Annotated in this window: 14 protein-coding genes; 8 read left to right on the plus strand and 6 right to left on the minus strand. The window is 42.4% G+C overall.

Features of this window, described 5'->3' with window-relative positions:
- Positions 1 to 3 precede the first annotated feature (3 nt).
- The 3 genes from KTO63_RS07280 to KTO63_RS07290 form a co-directional block, all read right to left on the minus strand.
- The gene (locus KTO63_RS07280; RefSeq protein ID WP_217790571.1) at positions 4 to 1,257 is read right to left on the minus strand and encodes an MFS transporter; all 1,254 of its coding nucleotides are present in this window, start codon (positions 1,255 to 1,257) and stop codon (positions 4 to 6) included.
- A 121-nt stretch (positions 1,258 to 1,378) separates the two neighbouring features.
- The gene (locus tag KTO63_RS07285; protein ID WP_232373069.1) at positions 1,379 to 2,350 is read right to left on the minus strand and encodes a DedA family protein; all 972 of its coding nucleotides are present in this window, start codon (positions 2,348 to 2,350) and stop codon (positions 1,379 to 1,381) included.
- Positions 2,351 to 2,397: 47 nt separating this feature from the next.
- Positions 2,398 to 3,915 carry a dicarboxylate/amino acid:cation symporter gene (locus KTO63_RS07290; protein ID WP_217790572.1) on the minus strand — a complete coding sequence of 506 codons (1,518 nt, stop codon included), beginning with the start codon at positions 3,913 to 3,915 and terminating at the stop codon, positions 2,398 to 2,400.
- Between the two features lie 232 nt (positions 3,916 to 4,147).
- Between KTO63_RS07290 and KTO63_RS07295 the strand changes: the two genes are divergently transcribed.
- The 5 genes from KTO63_RS07295 to KTO63_RS07315 all read left to right on the plus strand — a co-directional run bounded on the left by KTO63_RS07295 (position 4,148) and on the right by KTO63_RS07315 (position 9,520).
- Positions 4,148 to 5,770: an amino acid permease gene (locus KTO63_RS07295; RefSeq protein ID WP_217790573.1), complete on the plus strand. Its 1,623-nt coding sequence runs from the start codon at positions 4,148 to 4,150 to the stop codon at positions 5,768 to 5,770.
- Between the two features lie 243 nt (positions 5,771 to 6,013).
- Positions 6,014 to 6,736: a YebC/PmpR family DNA-binding transcriptional regulator gene (locus KTO63_RS07300; RefSeq protein WP_217790574.1), complete on the plus strand. Its 723-nt coding sequence runs from the start codon at positions 6,014 to 6,016 to the stop codon at positions 6,734 to 6,736.
- A gap of 230 nt (positions 6,737 to 6,966) precedes the next feature.
- A complete protein-coding gene (locus tag KTO63_RS07305; RefSeq protein ID WP_217790575.1) occupies positions 6,967 to 7,365 on the plus strand; it encodes a thiol-disulfide oxidoreductase DCC family protein in 399 nt (132 codons plus the stop codon).
- A gap of 306 nt (positions 7,366 to 7,671) precedes the next feature.
- Positions 7,672 to 8,430, plus strand: coding sequence for an OmpA/MotB family protein (locus KTO63_RS07310; RefSeq protein ID WP_217790576.1), 759 nt, complete (start codon positions 7,672 to 7,674; stop codon positions 8,428 to 8,430).
- A gap of 199 nt (positions 8,431 to 8,629) precedes the next feature.
- On the plus strand, positions 8,630 to 9,520 hold the full coding sequence (locus tag KTO63_RS07315; protein WP_217790577.1) for a transporter: 891 nt from the start codon (positions 8,630 to 8,632) through the stop codon (positions 9,518 to 9,520).
- Between the two features lie 33 nt (positions 9,521 to 9,553).
- Here KTO63_RS07315 and KTO63_RS07320 read toward each other — a convergent pair whose 3' ends face one another.
- Entirely contained in the window at positions 9,554 to 11,971 is a 2,418-nt protein-coding gene (locus KTO63_RS07320) for a TonB-dependent receptor (protein WP_217790578.1), read from the minus strand.
- A 433-nt stretch (positions 11,972 to 12,404) separates the two neighbouring features.
- A complete protein-coding gene (locus KTO63_RS07325) occupies positions 12,405 to 14,801 on the minus strand; it encodes an alpha-ketoacid dehydrogenase subunit alpha/beta (RefSeq protein WP_217790579.1) in 2,397 nt (798 codons plus the stop codon).
- A gap of 186 nt (positions 14,802 to 14,987) precedes the next feature.
- On the opposite strand from KTO63_RS07325, the gene KTO63_RS07330 reads away from it, so the two are divergent.
- From KTO63_RS07330 to KTO63_RS07340, 3 genes are all read left to right on the plus strand, one after another.
- Entirely contained in the window at positions 14,988 to 15,422 is a 435-nt protein-coding gene (locus KTO63_RS07330; RefSeq protein ID WP_217790580.1) for a DUF1573 domain-containing protein, read from the plus strand.
- Between the two features lie 13 nt (positions 15,423 to 15,435).
- Complete coding sequence (locus tag KTO63_RS07335) at positions 15,436 to 15,882, plus strand: DUF1573 domain-containing protein (protein WP_217790581.1); 447 nt, start codon at positions 15,436 to 15,438, stop codon at positions 15,880 to 15,882.
- A gap of 141 nt (positions 15,883 to 16,023) precedes the next feature.
- Positions 16,024 to 16,311, plus strand: a complete 288-nt coding sequence (locus KTO63_RS07340) for a YciI family protein (protein WP_217790582.1) — start codon at positions 16,024 to 16,026, stop codon at positions 16,309 to 16,311.
- Positions 16,312 to 16,372: 61 nt separating this feature from the next.
- On the opposite strand, the gene KTO63_RS07345 is transcribed toward KTO63_RS07340, so the two are convergent.
- Positions 16,373 to 17,179, minus strand: coding sequence for a hypothetical protein (locus tag KTO63_RS07345; protein ID WP_217790583.1), 807 nt, complete (start codon positions 17,177 to 17,179; stop codon positions 16,373 to 16,375).
- Positions 17,180 to 17,278 lie beyond the last annotated feature (99 nt).

Raw genomic sequence — 17,278 nt, forward strand, 5'->3', positions numbered from 1 at the left:
CAACTATTGCTCCACGTAATTCAAATCCTTGCCAAACGTCTCCTCCAGCTTTGTCCAGGCCCAGAGGGCGCCGGCAAAGACGATTATTCCTACAAAAATATTTGCATACTTAGAGTTGAAGTTCATTGAATACTTGAAGAATTCGTACATCAGGTTGATCAGCACTACAGCCCCCCTTACAAAGTTGGGCGCTGTATTGGTAACTGTCGAGCGGATATTTGTTCCAAAACTTTCCGCTGCCGTGCTCATGAAAACGGCCCAGTAACCGCCTGTAAAACCTAAAATGAAAATGCCGGTATAAAAAAAGTAATGACTTATGGGAGCCAATAAAAAGAACAATATGATAAAAGTGATGGAGCCAATCATAAATCCGAGAATGGCTTTCTTCCTGCTCTTTAATTGTTGAGAAATGAGGCCGCATGCGAAGTCTCCTAAGGTCAGACCAAGATATGTAAGCATGATGGCGTTGATCGGAACAGTTTTTCTTTCAGCATCTGAAAACTGCAGCCCGAGCGCATCGGCAAGCTCAGGGGAATATTTCGCATATAACTGAACGATATACCAGATAGGAATGGCGATCAAAATAACAGCGATGTATTTTTGCCACCGCTCTTTCTTCTGAAAGATCAAACGAATGCTTCCTTTTTTTACGTCAGATTTTTTAACTGCTTCATACATGCCCGATTCGAAAACACCAATGCGAAGCAACAACAAGAAAATGCCCATGCCACCGCCAATGAAATAGCAGGTGCGCCAATCGCCCACCCATTTTACCACAAAGCCGCCAATCACGGCGCCCAATATGCCCGTACCCGCCACCAATGCAGTACCGAGACCGCGTTTCTCTTTGTCCAACACTTCGTTCACCATGGTTACGCCAGCGCCCAGTTCGCCAGCAAGACCAAAACCTGCTGCAAAGCGCAGCATCGCATACACGTGTACATCGTGCACAAAGCCATTACAAATATTAGCAATTGAATAAGTAAGAATGGAACCGAACAGCACCGACAACCTTCCCTTTCTGTCGCCCATGATGCCCCAGAAAATACCACCGATGAGCATACCGATCATCTGCCAGTTATCCAGCATGAGGCCGAAGCGTTCAATATCTGTTTTGGAAGTAATTCCTATGTCTTTCAAACTTGTTGTCCGTATCATTCCGAACAGTAACAAGTCAAAAATATCCACGAAGTAACCGAGGGCGGCTACAATGACTACAATATTGAAAAGGCCTTTGGTTTGGGATGTTGGATTCATAAGCTAGTTGAGAGTTGAGAATGGAGAGTTGAGAGTTAATTGAAAATTGAAAGTTGAAAGTTGAAAATGATTCGAAAGCGCTTCACTCTCAACTCTCCACTCTCAATTCTCAACTTTCCATTTATGTAGTTTGTGTTGGTTTTTTTGATCCGAAAAATATTTTCCAAAGTACCGGCGCGGTCGTAACGACAATGATGCCGATCACTATCATTTCAAGATGATCTTTTAGTTCAAAACCAAATTGTTTGCGCACCCATATTTGAAGAAAGTGGCCGGCAAAAATCATACTTACCACCCACGCCACGCAACCAATGATATTGTTTACCATAAACTTTCTTCTTTCCATTTGCACAATGCCCGCTACGATTGGAGCAAAGGTTCTTATGACAGGAAGAAAACGTGCGAATATGATCGCGCCGCCGCCATGTTTTTCGTAGAAGTCATGTGCGTCGTTCAGGTATTTTTTCTTGAATAAAAATCTGTCTTTCCAGTTGTACATAGTTGGTCCAATCTTTCGTCCAAACCAGTAGCCAAGCATGTTTCCGAGGATACCCGCAAGAGAGATCAATGTTACGAGGAGGAACAGATCAAACCATTCGGAGTGCACTCCGCCCAGGCCAAATGCTTTCAAAAATTCATGCGCGAGGTTGGCGCTGTAGATACCGGCAACAAACAATAAGCTGTCTCCCGGCAGGAAGAAACCGGCAAACAATCCCGTTTCTGCAAATACAATGAAAAGCAATAACCAAAAGCCTCCATTGATTATATAGAACATGGGGTTCAGCAGATCTTTCCACGAAAATATCTTATGCAGCTGAACCATTTTTTTATCGGTTAATGCATCTGCAGACAAAACAATATTTTCATGATCGTCGCTTGTAACAGTAACGGGTGATGAAGGATCAACGTTCACAACGGCAAAGCCTGCTTTATCAGGAGTATATTCGTTTGATTTACCACCGTTTTCTATAACCACTTTTTTCAGTGGCGTTTCATACTGGTTGAGGAATTGAAGGGTGACTTCTTTTTGTGCAAAAGAAAAATTCATCGCCATAACCAAGAGCCCCAATAAAAACGAAATCCTTTTAATCATAATTACTTTTTTAGTATTCAAATCCTGTTCTGTTACTATGGTATTTCCTATGCAGTTTGTGTTATTTCTTCTTCTCCCAATTCACCTTCCCATTTGCTGACAACGGTTGTTGCCAAAGCATTGCCCAACACGTTTGTAGCAGTTCTGAACATATCGCAGAAGTGATCGATCGGCAAGATCAATGCGATGCCTTCTGGTGGAATTTTAAACATGGCACATGTAGCGGTTACAACTACCAGCGAAGCTCTCGGCACTCCGGCAATTCCTTTACTGGTAAGCATTAACACGATGAGCATCGTTAACTGAGTGGGCAGGTCCAATGGTACTTTATACACTTGCGCTATGGTTAAGCTGGCAAAGGTCATGTACATCATGCTACCATCAAGATTGAAGCTATAACCCAATGGCAAAATGAAAGACACGATTTTATCCTTGCATCCAAAACGCTCAAGTTCTTCTGTAAGTTTTGGGAAAACCGCTTCGCTACTGGTTGTACTGAAAGCGATCAGCAACGGCTGTGCAATTCTTTTCACCAACGCAGGCAAACGATTTTTCAAAATCAAATATCCTATCAGCAACAGCAAAAACCAAAGGGTTGCGATCCCTATCAGGAAGTAAAAAAGATAGTACCCATAAAACTTAAACACTTCTAATCCTTTTACCGCAATTACCGCCGATATGGCACCAAACACGCCCAGCGGGGCAAAGCCCATCACATAACCTACCATTTTAAGAATCACATGCGCAACACCGTCCAATGCTTTTATTACAGGTTTTGCATAATCACCAACAGCAGTTGCCGCAATTCCAAAAAACACACTGAACACTACCAACTGCAACACTTCGTTGGAGGCCATTGATTCTATTACGCTTTTCGGAATGACGTGTTCAATGAACATCGACAAAGAGAAAGAAGACTTTGTTTTGCCAATCAGATCGCTTGCTTCAGCCGCATCGCCGCTGCTCAGGTTAATAACATGACCTGGTTGAAAAACATTTACATAGACCAATCCAATCAACAAACTCACCAATGATGCCGTTACAAACCAAAGCAATGCCTTACCGCCCACGCGGCCCACTGTTTTTAAATCACCCAGTTTAGCAATACCTACTACCAGTGTACAAAACACCAGCGGCGCAATAATCATTTGCACGAGGCGCAGGAAAATAACGGTCAGTAATTTTATGTTGGTGGCAAAATTATCCAGTCTTGTAAAGGCCACACCGTGTTTAGGCTGCTCTATTATTTTTTCAATCTTTGTTCCGGGGTGTGCCGCAATGTAGGTTGGAACATATTTACCATCGATGTCAACGATCGTTCTCCAGGCACCGGTTGCAGCAGCAGTATCGTTTCTAAAACTGTCTTCGTCTTTATAAACAACGACCGGCTGCTTTATAATCTCACCTGATATTTTAAGGACGATGGTATCTTTTCCGGCAAAGCCTTCTTTAGGTTTGTACTGCAGTTTTTTGCCGCCGCCCATTTCGTGGACAAAATATCCGACGATTACGCCCAATAACATCGCAATGATGATCCACAGTGTGAGTTTATTCCCTTTTGACATAATGTTTTAGCGACAATTAAAGGTTAATGAGCACCGAAAGTTCAAAAAAAAAATGACTTGGCAAAAATTTAAACCCTTATTGGCCCAAATAAGCACATCCGACACAGTGTTTTTACTCATTTCACAAATTCCTTATACGAAAAACATGGCAGCAAAAGAAGCTATGTTAATTAATTGCAGTATTTTACCTGCCTAAATTAAACTTGTTTAAAAAACCTAATTAACAGCTAATATGAGTTTGTTTGTAAAGAAGCCGCTTGGTCAGTTACTTGCACAAGCAGAAGACAATGAAAAGGGGCTGAAGCGAACCCTTGGAGCCGGTAACCTGATCGCTTTGGGAATTGGTGCCATTATTGGTGCGGGATTGTTTGTAAGAACCGCTGCTGCAGCTGCAGAAGCCTCTGGTCCCGCAGTTACATTGTCATTTGTGATCGCGGCCATTGGTTGCGCCTTTGCCGGTTTGTGTTATGCAGAGTTTGCCAGCATGATTCCTATCGCGGGTAGTGCCTATGCTTACTCTTATGTAACAATGGGCGAACTGGTTGCCTGGATCATTGGCTGGGCACTTATTATGGAATATGCCCTGGGTGCTGCCACGGTTTCTATTGCCTGGAGCGAATATTTAAACAACTTGTTAGGAGGAAGTATCCCCTATGAATGGTGCCACTCTCCTTTTGAATCATTACACAAAGTAACCGGGGACGCCGTTGCACAGTTTACCGCTGCCATGCCCGAACTTACAAAAGGCATTAAAAACGGAGTATTGTTGCTAAGCGACGATCAACTAAAAGTGCTGCCTGCGAGCCTTGCACCAATGGTACAATCTACACACGGTCTTGTGAATGCTCCTGCTCTTTTCATTCTTTTGCTTCTTACTTTATTGCTTATAAAAGGAACACAGGAATCAGCTTTTGTAAACGCCATCATCGTGTTTGTAAAAGTGGCCATCGTTCTTATATTCATTGCTATTGGCTGGAAATTTATCAACCCTGCAAACCACACTCCTTATTTGATTCCTGCAAATACTCCTGGTCACGAAGGTTTCTTCAAACATGGCTGGGGCGGTTTGTTAGGCGGTGCTGCCATTGTATTCTTTGCCTTTATTGGTTTTGATGCGGTAAGTACTGCAGCGCAGGAAGCAAAGAATCCAAAAAGAGACATGCCGATCGGTATCCTCGGATCGTTGGTGGTTTGTACAATTCTTTACATCCTTTTCGGACACGTTCTTACAGGCGTTGCTAACTGGCAGGAATTTAAAACTGCTGGTAAAGAAGCCTCTGTAGCGTACGCTATTCAAACATACATGAAAGGTTATGGCTGGCTGGGCACAAGCGTAACAGTTGCTATTCTTGCAGGTTTCTCTTCCGTAATCCTGGTGATGTTGATGGGCCAGAGCCGTGTGTTCTATACTATGAGCAACGACGGTTTGATACCTAAAGTGTTCGGAGATCTACACCCGAAATTCAAAACTCCTTACAAAGCGAACCTTATTCTTTTAGTGTTCGTTGGCCTTTTCGCGGGATTCGTTCCGGGAAGTGTTGCGGGTGACCTGACATCCTTCGGAACATTGTTCGCATTTGTTCTGGTAAGTGCCGGTGTTTGGATCCTGAGAAGAAAAGAACCAGGTATTGCCCGTCCCTTCAGGGCGCCATTGGTTCCACTTGTTCCAATTTTAGGTGTAATCATTTGCGGCGGTATGATCGTTGCGTTGGACTCACAAACGTTGAAAGTAGCCTTCATCTGGATGGCAGTTGGTTTGGTGGTGTACTTCCTGTACAGCAGAAAGCACAGCAAGCTTCGAAATCCGAGTGAAATACTTACAAAAGCGAAAGACTTTGAAAAAATAGACAAATAACTAAAAGGCGCCTCAGGGCGTCTTTTTTAATAACTGAATAACTGATTAACCGAATAACTGAATCGTAACCTACAGTCAGCGATTGTGACATTCAAACACTCAGTTATTCAATTATTCAGTTATTCAGTTATTGCTTGGCAACATGCCCGCCATCTCCTAATTTTGCCGAACCTAAATAATTCACGTGTTTGCCTGCCAACTGAGGCTCATACACTTAAACGTTCAAATTCGAAATTATATATCATGGGGAGGATTTTTGAAGTTCGTAAATCAACCATGTTTGCCCGCTGGGATCGCATGGCTAAACAGTTTACCCGTATTGGAAAAGAAATTGTGATCGCTGTTAAAGCCGGTGGCCCTGATCCTGATACCAACCCCGCTTTGCGTCGTTGCTACCTGAATGCCAAGGCGGTGAACATGCCCAAGGACCGCGTAGAAGCGGCTATTAAAAGAGCATCTGGCAAGGACATGACCAACTACGATGAGATATTGTATGAAGGCTATGCTCCGCACGGTGTGGCTGTTCTTATTGAAACTGCTACAGACAATCACGTTCGTACAGTTGCCAACGTAAAATCCATCTTCAACAAAGGTGACGGTGCACTGGGAAACAGTGGCAGTGTTAGCTTCCAGTTTAGGAAAATGGGGGTTTTCAAATTGAACCCTGCTGGTTTAAGCGCGGATGAACTGGAGCTGGAATTAATCGATGCTGGTCTTGATGAAATGGGTGAAGGTTCCGGTGAAAATGGTGAAGAAGTGCTGGTGTTGCGTTGTGCATTTACTGATTTTGGTAACCTGCAAAAAGCATTGGAAGATAAAGGCATCACCCCTATCAGCTCTGAGCTTGAATGGATCCCAACTTCTACAGTTGAGTTAAACGAAGAGCAAGCGCAGGATGTTTTGAAACTGGTTGATAAACTGGAGCAGGACGACGACGTTCAGAAAGTATTCCACAACCTGAAATAATGGCTGCAGTAGCAGCCAATTTGAAAATTTGAGGATTTGAAAATTTCCTGCCCGACTGATCATTCCTAACGATCTGGTCATTCGAGTTGGCAGGCGGGGAAAATGCTTCAGGTGTGTCTTTCTAAACTTTTTATTTGCTTGCCGCTGTGGTGAGGTAATTTAAACAACGACAAGTTGCTCAGAAAGAATTTTCAAATTCTCAAATCTTCAAATTTTCAAATTTTTACGCTTTGCAAAATAACCCTGTAATATTGTTTGATGGTGTATGCAATCTCTGCAACAGCTCTGTACAGTTTGTTATTAAACGCGATAAACAAAACAGGTTTCAGTTTGCTTCTTTGCAATCCGACTTCGGTCAGCGCATTCTTTCTCAACACAACCTATCTTCCAGCGACTTTAACTCTTTTCTGCTTTTCGAAAACGATAAGCTGTTTACAAAATCAACAGGTGCTTTAAAAGTCTTGTCGCAACTCCAAAACTGGCGCTGGTCCACGATTTTCCTTTTCATTCCAAAATTCATCAGGGACGCTGTTTACAGCTTTATTGCACGGAACCGTTACCGTTGGTTCGGTAAACGCGAAGCCTGCTGGGTACCTACACCAGAGCTTAAGGCAAAGTTTTTACAATAGGGTCAATCGTGAACCGTCAATGGTGAACAGAGACACCAAACACAGTATACGGGCTTTTACTATTCTTTTTGGGGACTATAAACGTCAACAACCTATTCACGATTCACCATTGTCCATTCACGTTTTTTTTGCACAAAATCCAACCATTTAATCATCGCATTTGTTGTTTGTTTCTATTGCTATCGGAGTGATTGGCCGTCAAAGTCGATCACGTTTAACGCATCCTACCTGTTGAAACAGCCAGTTAAGATCCTCTTAATAAGTCGTTTGTTTTAATTCCCTGTTAATCATATCAAATACATCACCATGACAAGAAAATTAATCATTCCCATTGTACTTATTTGTGTAGTGCTGTTTACATCTTGCGCTGCAAAGAAAAAACTTGCGGCAGCTGAGGCTGAAATCACACAATTGAAAGCAGATAAAGCAGACCTCGCTTCAAAAAATGAGTCGTTACAAAAACAGTTAGACGAGTTTGACGCCCAAAGAAAAGCGAATATGGCTGCGTTTGAAAAATACAGGGCAGAATGCGAAGAAGCTAAACAAAAGCTGCAGGTGGTAAGAGCCTTGGTAGCTGAACAATACGCAACCTTGCAGGAAGTAGACAAAAAGATCGCTGATGCGCTTGCTAACTTCAACGATAAGGGTGTGGATGTGTATTATAAAGATGGATTGGTATACGTAAGCATGGCGGAAGGTCTCTTGTACAAGAGCGGAAGTGCTACATTAGGACCAGATGCCAAAGCTGCTTTGGGCAACCTCGCTTCTGTATTGAATGAATACCCGAAACTAAAAGTATACGTGGTAGGCAACACGGATGACAAACCTTTCAAAAAAGGTGGCGACAACATGACGCTTAGCACAGACAGGGCAAACGGTGTTGTAAAAATTCTCCGCGACGATTACAAAGTTGATCCAACCCGTTTAACATCTGCGGGCAGAGGCAAATATTCTCCGGTTGCTGATAACAGCACTGCGGAAGGCCGTGCTAAAAATAGAAGAACTGAAATTATTATAAACCCAGACCTGATAAAGATTTGGCAAAGTGTGCAGGACAGCCAGTAAAGAATGTGCGAAGTGTGAAGTAAGGTGTACGAACTCTCCTGAAAGTGAAACTCTCGAAGCTTAACCACTGAGACACTAAGGCCACTAAGTCTCACTAAGGGTTGTTTTAAATTAATCCTCTCTTAGTGGACTTTGGTGTCCTTAGTGTCTCAGTGGTGAGTATTTGGGACACCGTCCATCTGCCTTTCAAAAAATCATTATGAAAACTGCTTTTCTATTCAGTCTGCTTTGCCTGTTATGTAACCTCTGCTACACGCAGGAACTGGAACCCAGGGCATACGCAGCACTTCCCAAAAACCTAAACTCGCTTGCCTTCGTATATGGATTAACGAAAGGAAATGTTTTGACCGACCCTTCCCTTCCAATCAAAGACATGAAGGCCAATGTAAACAGCCTTACGCTTGGCTACGTACACACATTTGGCCTTGCGAATAAACTGGCCCGCGTACAAATAGTGTTGCCTTATATGATATTGTCCGGCAAGCTCAAATTAAATGGTGTCGATACAAGTATCACGAGGAGTGGATTTAGTGACGCAAGGCTTCGTTTGGGCATTAATCTTACAGGTTCACCTCCCCTTGATAAGAAAGATTTTGTGCGCTACACGCAAAAAACAATCGTCGGCGTAAGTCTTGTTACAAGCATCCCTATCGGTTACTACGAACAAGATAAAAGAATCAATCCCGGAAGCAATCGCTGGGGATTTAAGCCGGAAATTGGTATCTCCAAAAGATTCAAACGTGTATATGCGGAACTGTACAGCGGTGTTTGGTTCTATACAGCTAACACAAAATACCTGGTTACAAAAACGCAAATCCAAAAACCGGTATTCAATATACAGGGACATGCCTCTTATTATTTCAAAAGGCAAATGTGGGTTAGCATAAATGCGAACTGGTTCAACGGGGGTAAAACGCTCGTTGATGGCGAAGAGCAAGGCAATTTACTTGACAATTGGCGCATCGGGGCCACATGGTCATTTCCCATCGCAAAGGGACATTCCTTAAAACTTCAATTTCATGTAGGAGCATTCACCGAAAGCGGCTATGATTATAATGCAGCGTCACTTGCCTATCAATGGGTATTTTGAAGAACCCATCATTTTCAACTCTCAACTCTCAATTTATTCCACTCTCCGCTTCTCATCCTCTGCGCCTGTTGAATAATTTCTCTTCGCCTTCAATTTCTCTTTACCAAAACTTCGGGTGTACGTGAGCTTTACAGTAGGTTGAGAAAAATATAGCTTGATGCCCGCGACGAGGTTTTGATCGGGCATGTCTACCGTTCCATAAAAACGGGATGTGTTCAAAATATTGGTTCCGTTCAATGTAAATGCACCGCCTCTGCCCGGCAGTTTTTTCTTTAGGCCAACATCCAGCGAACCCCGGCCGTGTATGGTGTAAATACCACCTAAATACTTTGACTGATAATAGCCAGATATTTCAAAAGCAAAGTCTTTAGGCAACGTAAACCGCTCACTGACATTGATGTTGAAATTCGTTTGTTCCGCGGAAATCGGATCTCCCTTATAGGTCGCATTCACCTGCTGCCACAAACCTGTTATATTCAATTGCATCACCCACCATTTGGTAACGTTAAACGGAGCCGATAAAACAACTGAAACAGTTTTTACATTGTTGAGGTTTTGGGCAGATAATATTAACTTATTTGTTGAAGAATCAGATCGTGGCTGGAAGCCTGCAATCGAATTGTCTTCTTTGGAATAAGAAACAGAAATCAGGTAGCTTTTAAAAGTATATCCCGCTTTGAAATTATTGGAAATAGCTGGCTGCAGCGCGGGATTGCCCGTTATTAGAGTATTTGCATTTGCATAGTAAGTAAACGGCGCTAGGTTATTAAAAGTAGGTCGTGTTATGCGGCGGCTATAAGAAAAGTCGATCGTGTTATTGTCGTTGATCTTGTGTGTGATAAAAAAACTCGGGAAAAAATTACCGTAATGCCTGTCAACGATATCCTTTTGTTCTACTGTTCCCAAATTTGAATTGGTATATTCGTAACGCAGTCCCAGCTTAGCTTCTGTGCGCTTGCCTAATGTTGTATTAAGATTTGCGTAAGCCGCGTTGTAGCTTTCTTTGAGGGTGTATTTGGCAGACAAAGAATCATCTTTTATCCATTCATCTTGTTCAAGGCGTTCAAAACTTATGTCGTTATCGAATTGCGAAATGGTTTGTTTTAAGCCGGCATCAAGACTTATATGCCTGCCTAATTTTTTTGAATAATCAACTGCGAAAACCCATGTGGAAATGGGAGTCTTTTTACCGCTTCTGAAATATTCCTCATACACATAGTTGTTGTTGCCATCGTAATAAACGCTATGATAATTCACTGGCTGATTATTCTTGTAATGCATGTAATCGATGTTAAAAACAAGCTTGTCTGTTTCATTAAAATTGTGCTGCAGATTAATATTGCCCGTTAAACTCGACCAATGATTGATCTCATTATTGTAGTGATGTATGGTGGTATCCAGTTTTTCATTTTTCGTAATGGTACTTAGGTTGTGTTCCGTTTGGGAATATTTATTGTCAAAGCCCGTAAACAATACGCCCAACACTGTTTTTTTGGACAACTCTATGTCTATGCCGGCCCGATAATTCAAATTGGGAATTGTCTCTGTTCTGTCGGAAGTAAACGTTGTTTTAGTAATGTCGCCATCGTTTGATGTCGCGTTGTAAGAATCTATCGGCAGCGGTTTGCGAATACGCGAATAAGAAATATCGCCATACAGATTTATCTTTCCTTTTCTATGGTTTACGTTGGCGGCAACCTGTGTTACCGGCCCGTTGCCATACCCAACTGTTCCGGAAACAGAGCCATTGGTCCCGACGTTGTTATTTTCCTTCAACACAATATTTATGTAGCCCGCATTGCCTTCTGCATCAAGGTACGCAGGTGGCGTAGTGATCAATTCTATTCTTTCAATATTGCCCGACGGCATCGATTCCAGCATTTGCATAACCGCAGAAACAGGCGCCCGGCTTATCTTTCCATTAATCATTAAAACAACACCGTTTTTGCCGTTCATCGCAATCCCATTATTCTGGTGATCGACAATAACACCCGGAGATCGCTCCAAAACTTCCAACGCAGTGTTGCCGGCAGATGTAATGCTGCTTGCAACATTAATGACGAGCCTGTCTACCTTTTGCTCCAGTAAAGGCTTTTTGATGGAAACGGTAACTTCTTTCAAGGTTGCAGCCTGCTGAATGAGAATGATTGGCGGAAGTGAAATTTTAAAATTGCTTTTGTTAAGAACAAATGACCGGCTGTATGCCTCCCGGTGATTGACAAAATTGGAAACGACGAGATAATTTCCTTCGCCAACATTGTCGAAAGCGTAAGTGCCTCTGTCATCACACATGATTGCTTTCACCAAAGAAGAATCTTTTGACTTCAGCAACAAAACATTTGCATGGCCCAACGGCTTGTTAACCGAGTCAACAACGGTCCCACTAATAGTTTGGCAAAAGGATTGGGAAGACACAAAAAAATTAGCAGCAACACATAAAAGTGTTGCCATCAGTTTCGGCAGTTTGGTTGTTTCTCTCATTTTGGAGGTCAATGGAAATTTTTAGAGAACATCACCTACCTATATCGCAAAAATTCAAAAATTGGAAACTTCTACCCTATTTTATTTTCTAAATACCGGAACGTAAAATAAAAACAATAAAAATTGAATGCAAGGTACACTGTGGACTATTTGATGGACGGCTGCCAGACCTGACAGGTTTAAAAATCCGAACGCCGCGGTGGATGCACACACTTGATGTTCGTATAGAAGTTGCGGTTTGCCAGACCTGACAGGTTTCGAAAACCTGTCAGGTCTCGGTGCTGCACCTAAACCTACCAAACCAATCACACAATCCGGCACAAAAAAAACTGCAAGGCTCACACCCTGCAGTCTTAAAAACTTTATAGTCGGAAAACGCTAATTCCTAATTTCTAACTCCTGATTACTCCCTCGTCATTTCCATCACCACATCCACAATTTCTTCTACATTAGGTTTGCTGAAATAGTCGCCGTCGCTTGCATATGCGGGACGGTGTGCTTTTGCAGTAACCGTGCGAGGAGCAACATCGAGCCATTTGTAACCACCTTGTTTTTCCATTACGATGTTGAACATGTAAGCTGCAGCTCCACCCGGAACATCTTCATCGATAAACACAATGCGGTTTGTTTTCTTTAATGATTCGATGATGGAACCGTTAACGTCGAATGGCAAAAGTGTTTGTACGTCAACAATTTCGCAATGTATGTTATGAGCTGCAAGAATGTCTGCGGCCTCCTGTATGATGCGCAAAGTTGAACCATAAGACACGATAGTGATATCACTACCCTCTCTTATAATTTCAGGAACACCGAGTGGCACTCTGTATTCCAATAAGTTACTTGGTAATTTTTCTTTCAGGCGGTATCCGTTAAGGCTTTCAATTACAATGGCAGGATCGCTGCTTTGCAAAAGCGTGTTGTACATACCCGCTGCCTGTACCATGTTGCGCGGTACGCACACGTGAATGCCTCTTAGGGAATTCACCAACATTCCCATTGGCGAGCCACTGTGCCAAATGCCTTCCAGCCTATGGCCTCTTGTACGCACGATCAACGGAGCACTTTGTTTGCCTGCTGTTCTATAGTGCATAGAAGCAAGGTCGTCACTCAAAGGCTGCAATCCGTACAATACGTAATCCAGGTATTGGATTTCTGCGATTGGTCTTAAACCTCTCATGGCCATTCCTATTCCCTGACCAATAATAGTAAGTTCACGAATGCCTGTATCGAAAATTCTCTTTTCTCCATATTTTGCCTGCAAACCTGCAAAGCCCTGGTTCACATCACCTATGCTGCCAAGATCTTCACCAAACGCAAGAACTTTTGGATTGTTTGCAAATAAGGCATCGAAGTATTTATTCAACACTTCATAGCCGTTCAGCACCTGGCTATGATCATCATATCCTGCTTTTACCTCTTTTACACGCAACGCACTTTTGGCATTTTCATTTAGTAAATAAGTATTGAATAAAGACTTATTTAAAGCCAACAGCTCATTATAGTAATCCTGTAATGGTTGATTCTTCTTTTTATCTTTCGAAAGCAACAACGCATTGTGAATAGATTTCATCACATCCTTACGTCCCGGCTCACGATGCGCAGAAAGCACGCTGGAAATGGTATTGATTGCATTTGCCTGGTCTGGCAAAGATGTAGCAAACTCTTTCAACAATGTAACTGCTTTGCTTACCTGCTGCTTAATCGGCGCAATGTAATTTTCCCACGCATTGATCTTGCTTTGTTTTACATAATCTTTTGCTTTGAGTTCTATTTCAGAGAGTTCTTCTTCACTTACCAAAGCGTTCTCAATGATCCACTCTTTCATCTTTTTCAAACAATCCCATTCTTTCTCCCACGCCAGCCTCTCGTTTGATTTATAGCGCTCGTGGCTACCAGATGTAGAGTGCCCCTGAGGTTGCGTTACTTCTTCCACATGGAAAACTGCAGGGATATGCGTGTCCCTGATTTTTTGAATGCCGGCCTCAAACACTTCACACATTCCTGCATAATCCCAGGCCTTTACTTTGTAGATGTCAATACCGTTGGAACCGTTCTTTTTCTGAAAGCCTTTCAATGCTTCGGAAATGGAACCTTTGGTAGTTTGATATTTTGTAGGAACAGAAATGCCGTAACCATCATCCCAAACGAAAATAGCCAAAGGCACCTGCTGAACACCTGCCGCATTTACGGTTTCCCAGAAATGTCCTTCGCTGGTAGACGCATCGCCGATTGTACAAAAGCAAACTTCGTTGCCTTTGTTTGACAGGTTAGTAAACTGCTGAAGCTGATCTATTTCACGGAAAGATTTTGATGCCAATGCAAGCCCCAGCGCTTTGGGCATCTGGCCCGCTGTAGGAGCCATTCCTGCCGCAAGGTTGCGACGGTTTATGAGATCTAATATTTCGCCGTTATCGTCTACAAATGGAGTAGCAAAGTGTGAATTCATCTGGCGACCACCGCTGTGAGGATCGTTGGTCCTGTCAGGGTCAGCATAAAGCTGCGCGAAAAACTCCTGCACAGTCGCTCCGCCCGTGGCGAAAGCGATCGTTTGGTCGCGATAATACCCGGAATAAAAGTCACCGGGTTTGAAAAATCTTGATAATGCAACCTGTGGAACCTCTTTTCCGTCTCCGAAAATGCCAAACTTGGCTTTGCCGGTAAGAACTTCTTTACGGCCTAGTAAACTGGCTTCCCTGCTTTCACAAGCTACCTTATAATCATTTAATACCTGTTCGCGAAAAGAATCGAACGAAAGTTGTTGCATATCGGCAATAGAATCGCTATGTATCAAATTTTCCATGCGACAAATGTAAAGTGAATTTGCCAAACAGAAACTAACAACTGTTAATATAATCCTGCAAATGTAATTTGATTGTTAACAACCTGTTTTTAAGAATACAAAAAGTTCAGGTTGACATCACAATTTATAGATTTGTAGTTCGTTAAACTTAGTTGTAATTTTCCAGTCTTATTACCCTTTATGCGAATGAAAAAAGCCTTATTAGCGGTTTGTTTATCGGTGGGAATATCTTCCCTCGCATTTTCACAAACCAATGAAAAACAACAGGAAACGCTGATGCTGCCCGAAAAAGTCTATGACTTTGGAAAAATCTCCCAGGGCAGACCCGTTACCCATGAGTTTTATTTTACCAATAACAGTTCCGATACTTTACACCTGGACAACGTGCAGGCATCTTGCGGTTGTACCACTCCTGTCTGGAAAAAAGATCCGGTGTTGCCCAATAATACAAGCAAAATAACCGTAGGGTATAATGCAGCTGCAGAAGGCCCCTTCGAAAAAACCGTAACCATTTTTTACAACGGCAATAAAACCTCTGCCATTAAGATCAAAGGCGAAGTGACTAAAGCGCCTGTAGGTTCGGCCCCAGCCAACAATTCCATTCAATTATTAAAACAATAAAAAATCAATAAGCATGAAAAAAATCGCTCTGTTATCTGTTTTCTCTCTATTGCTAAGCGTATTTGCATTTGCTCAAACTGCAAGCACCACTCCAACCAAAAAAGCTGAAGAATTAGTAAAATTTGCTGAAACAAGACACGACTTTGGTAAGATTAAACAAGGCGTTCCGGTTACTTACGATTTCGCTTTCAAAAACATCGGCTCTGCTCCTGTTGTGATTGAATCAGCAACTGCAAGCTGCGGTTGTACTACACCCGTAAAACCAGAAAAACCTGTTGCAAAAGGTAAAAGCGATGTAGTAAAAGCTGGTTTCAATGCTGCTGCTGCTGGTCCTTTCGAGAAGACAATTTTCGTAAAAGTTGCTGGCGCTGATCAGCCATTGGAATTGAAAATTGCAGGTCAGGTGTTGAGCGCTGATGACTACGCAAAATATGAAGCTGAAAAAGCAAAAGGCAAATAATTAGCCTAAGTCAATTTTAAATAGTTTGTCCCTGTGAGATTTCTCATGGGGATTTTTTTTGAGAAAGAAAGAACGCTGATCTTCATGATTTTCATGATTGGTTAAGATCTTCCAACTTTCAATTTTCAATTTTCAATTATTATGCAATTCCTCGTTACAGGCATCGATCATAAAGACGCAGACGCACTGAACCGACGACTAGCTGTTCGTCCCAAACATATTGAACGTATGCGCGAAGAAAAGGTCAAAGGGCATTTCATATTCGGCGGCTCAAAACTAAATGATGATGGAAAAATGATCGGTTCGATATTGGTGATCGATTTGCCGGATATGGAAGCAGCAGAAAATTGGATTGAGGCAGATCCTTACGTAAAGGACGGAGTTTGGGAAACGTATGAAGTGGTGCCTTTTAAAGTCGCGGATGTGTGATATGTTGCTCACGCTTTCAAATAAAAAAGTCGCAGTTTTCACTGCGACCTATATTGAGGTTCTACAAATTATACGTAATAACATAATCATCGGTGCTTGGCCCATCAGAATGCACTTTCGTTGGATAGGAACCGATGTGTTCATTCACTGTAAACTTCAGGTTGTACGTCTGCTGAACACCGTTATCATCATTGTAAACAATGGTTTCTGTGGCAGGCATGTTTACGCTTATGCTTCCCCCGTCCCCACCATTAATTGCACTAAAGAGCAGATTACCCTTGATGAGGAATGGATTTTTGTAACGTGTATCGTAAGTATATGTGCGAACTTCGTTTCTGTGACTATGTACTTCCTTAATTACGTTCCCGTCTGTATTGTAAGTATAAGTTACCAGATCCTCGTGCCCTCCAAGATCCATGGCCGCACCCACAATAAGGGAATCTAGCAAAACATAGGTGGTCGTATTAACTTCACCACCGCCGTTAACCAGGTCTGCCCAGGTATCTTCAACACTTACAGAATTGTTGCCGTATGACATTTTGTAAGTATCTGTCTGAAACAAAACACCCAGATAGCTTGCTTTGTCAATGTAACCGGTCAAATTTCCCTTATCATCGTAAGTGAAAGCGCTCAACGTGTCCCCCCAGTTGGCGGCAAACTTTATAAGCTTTCCGTTTGAAAACGTGTAATCAGCAATTACGTTCTGCGTTTCCCCTGTCGTGCTATTTTTCTCCGTGTAAGAAATGCGTTTTGGAAGCGTGTCAGTACCGGCAGGTTGATTAGATGAGTCTTGTGAAATATCTTTTTGACATGAGGTAATGGCAATCGCCATCAGGGCACAGCTTAACAGCCAGGAGAGTTTTTTCATATGCTTCGGTTTAATAGAAGGTGATGTACTAATGTAGCTATTTCTGCATAAAAAAGGAATAGGCCGCAAAGAAAAAAAGCCGCTGTGACTCCAATAAAA

The sequence above is a fragment of the Pinibacter aurantiacus genome, from assembly GCF_019130065.1.
GTDB classification, from domain to species: domain Bacteria; phylum Bacteroidota; class Bacteroidia; order Chitinophagales; family Chitinophagaceae; genus Pinibacter; species Pinibacter aurantiacus.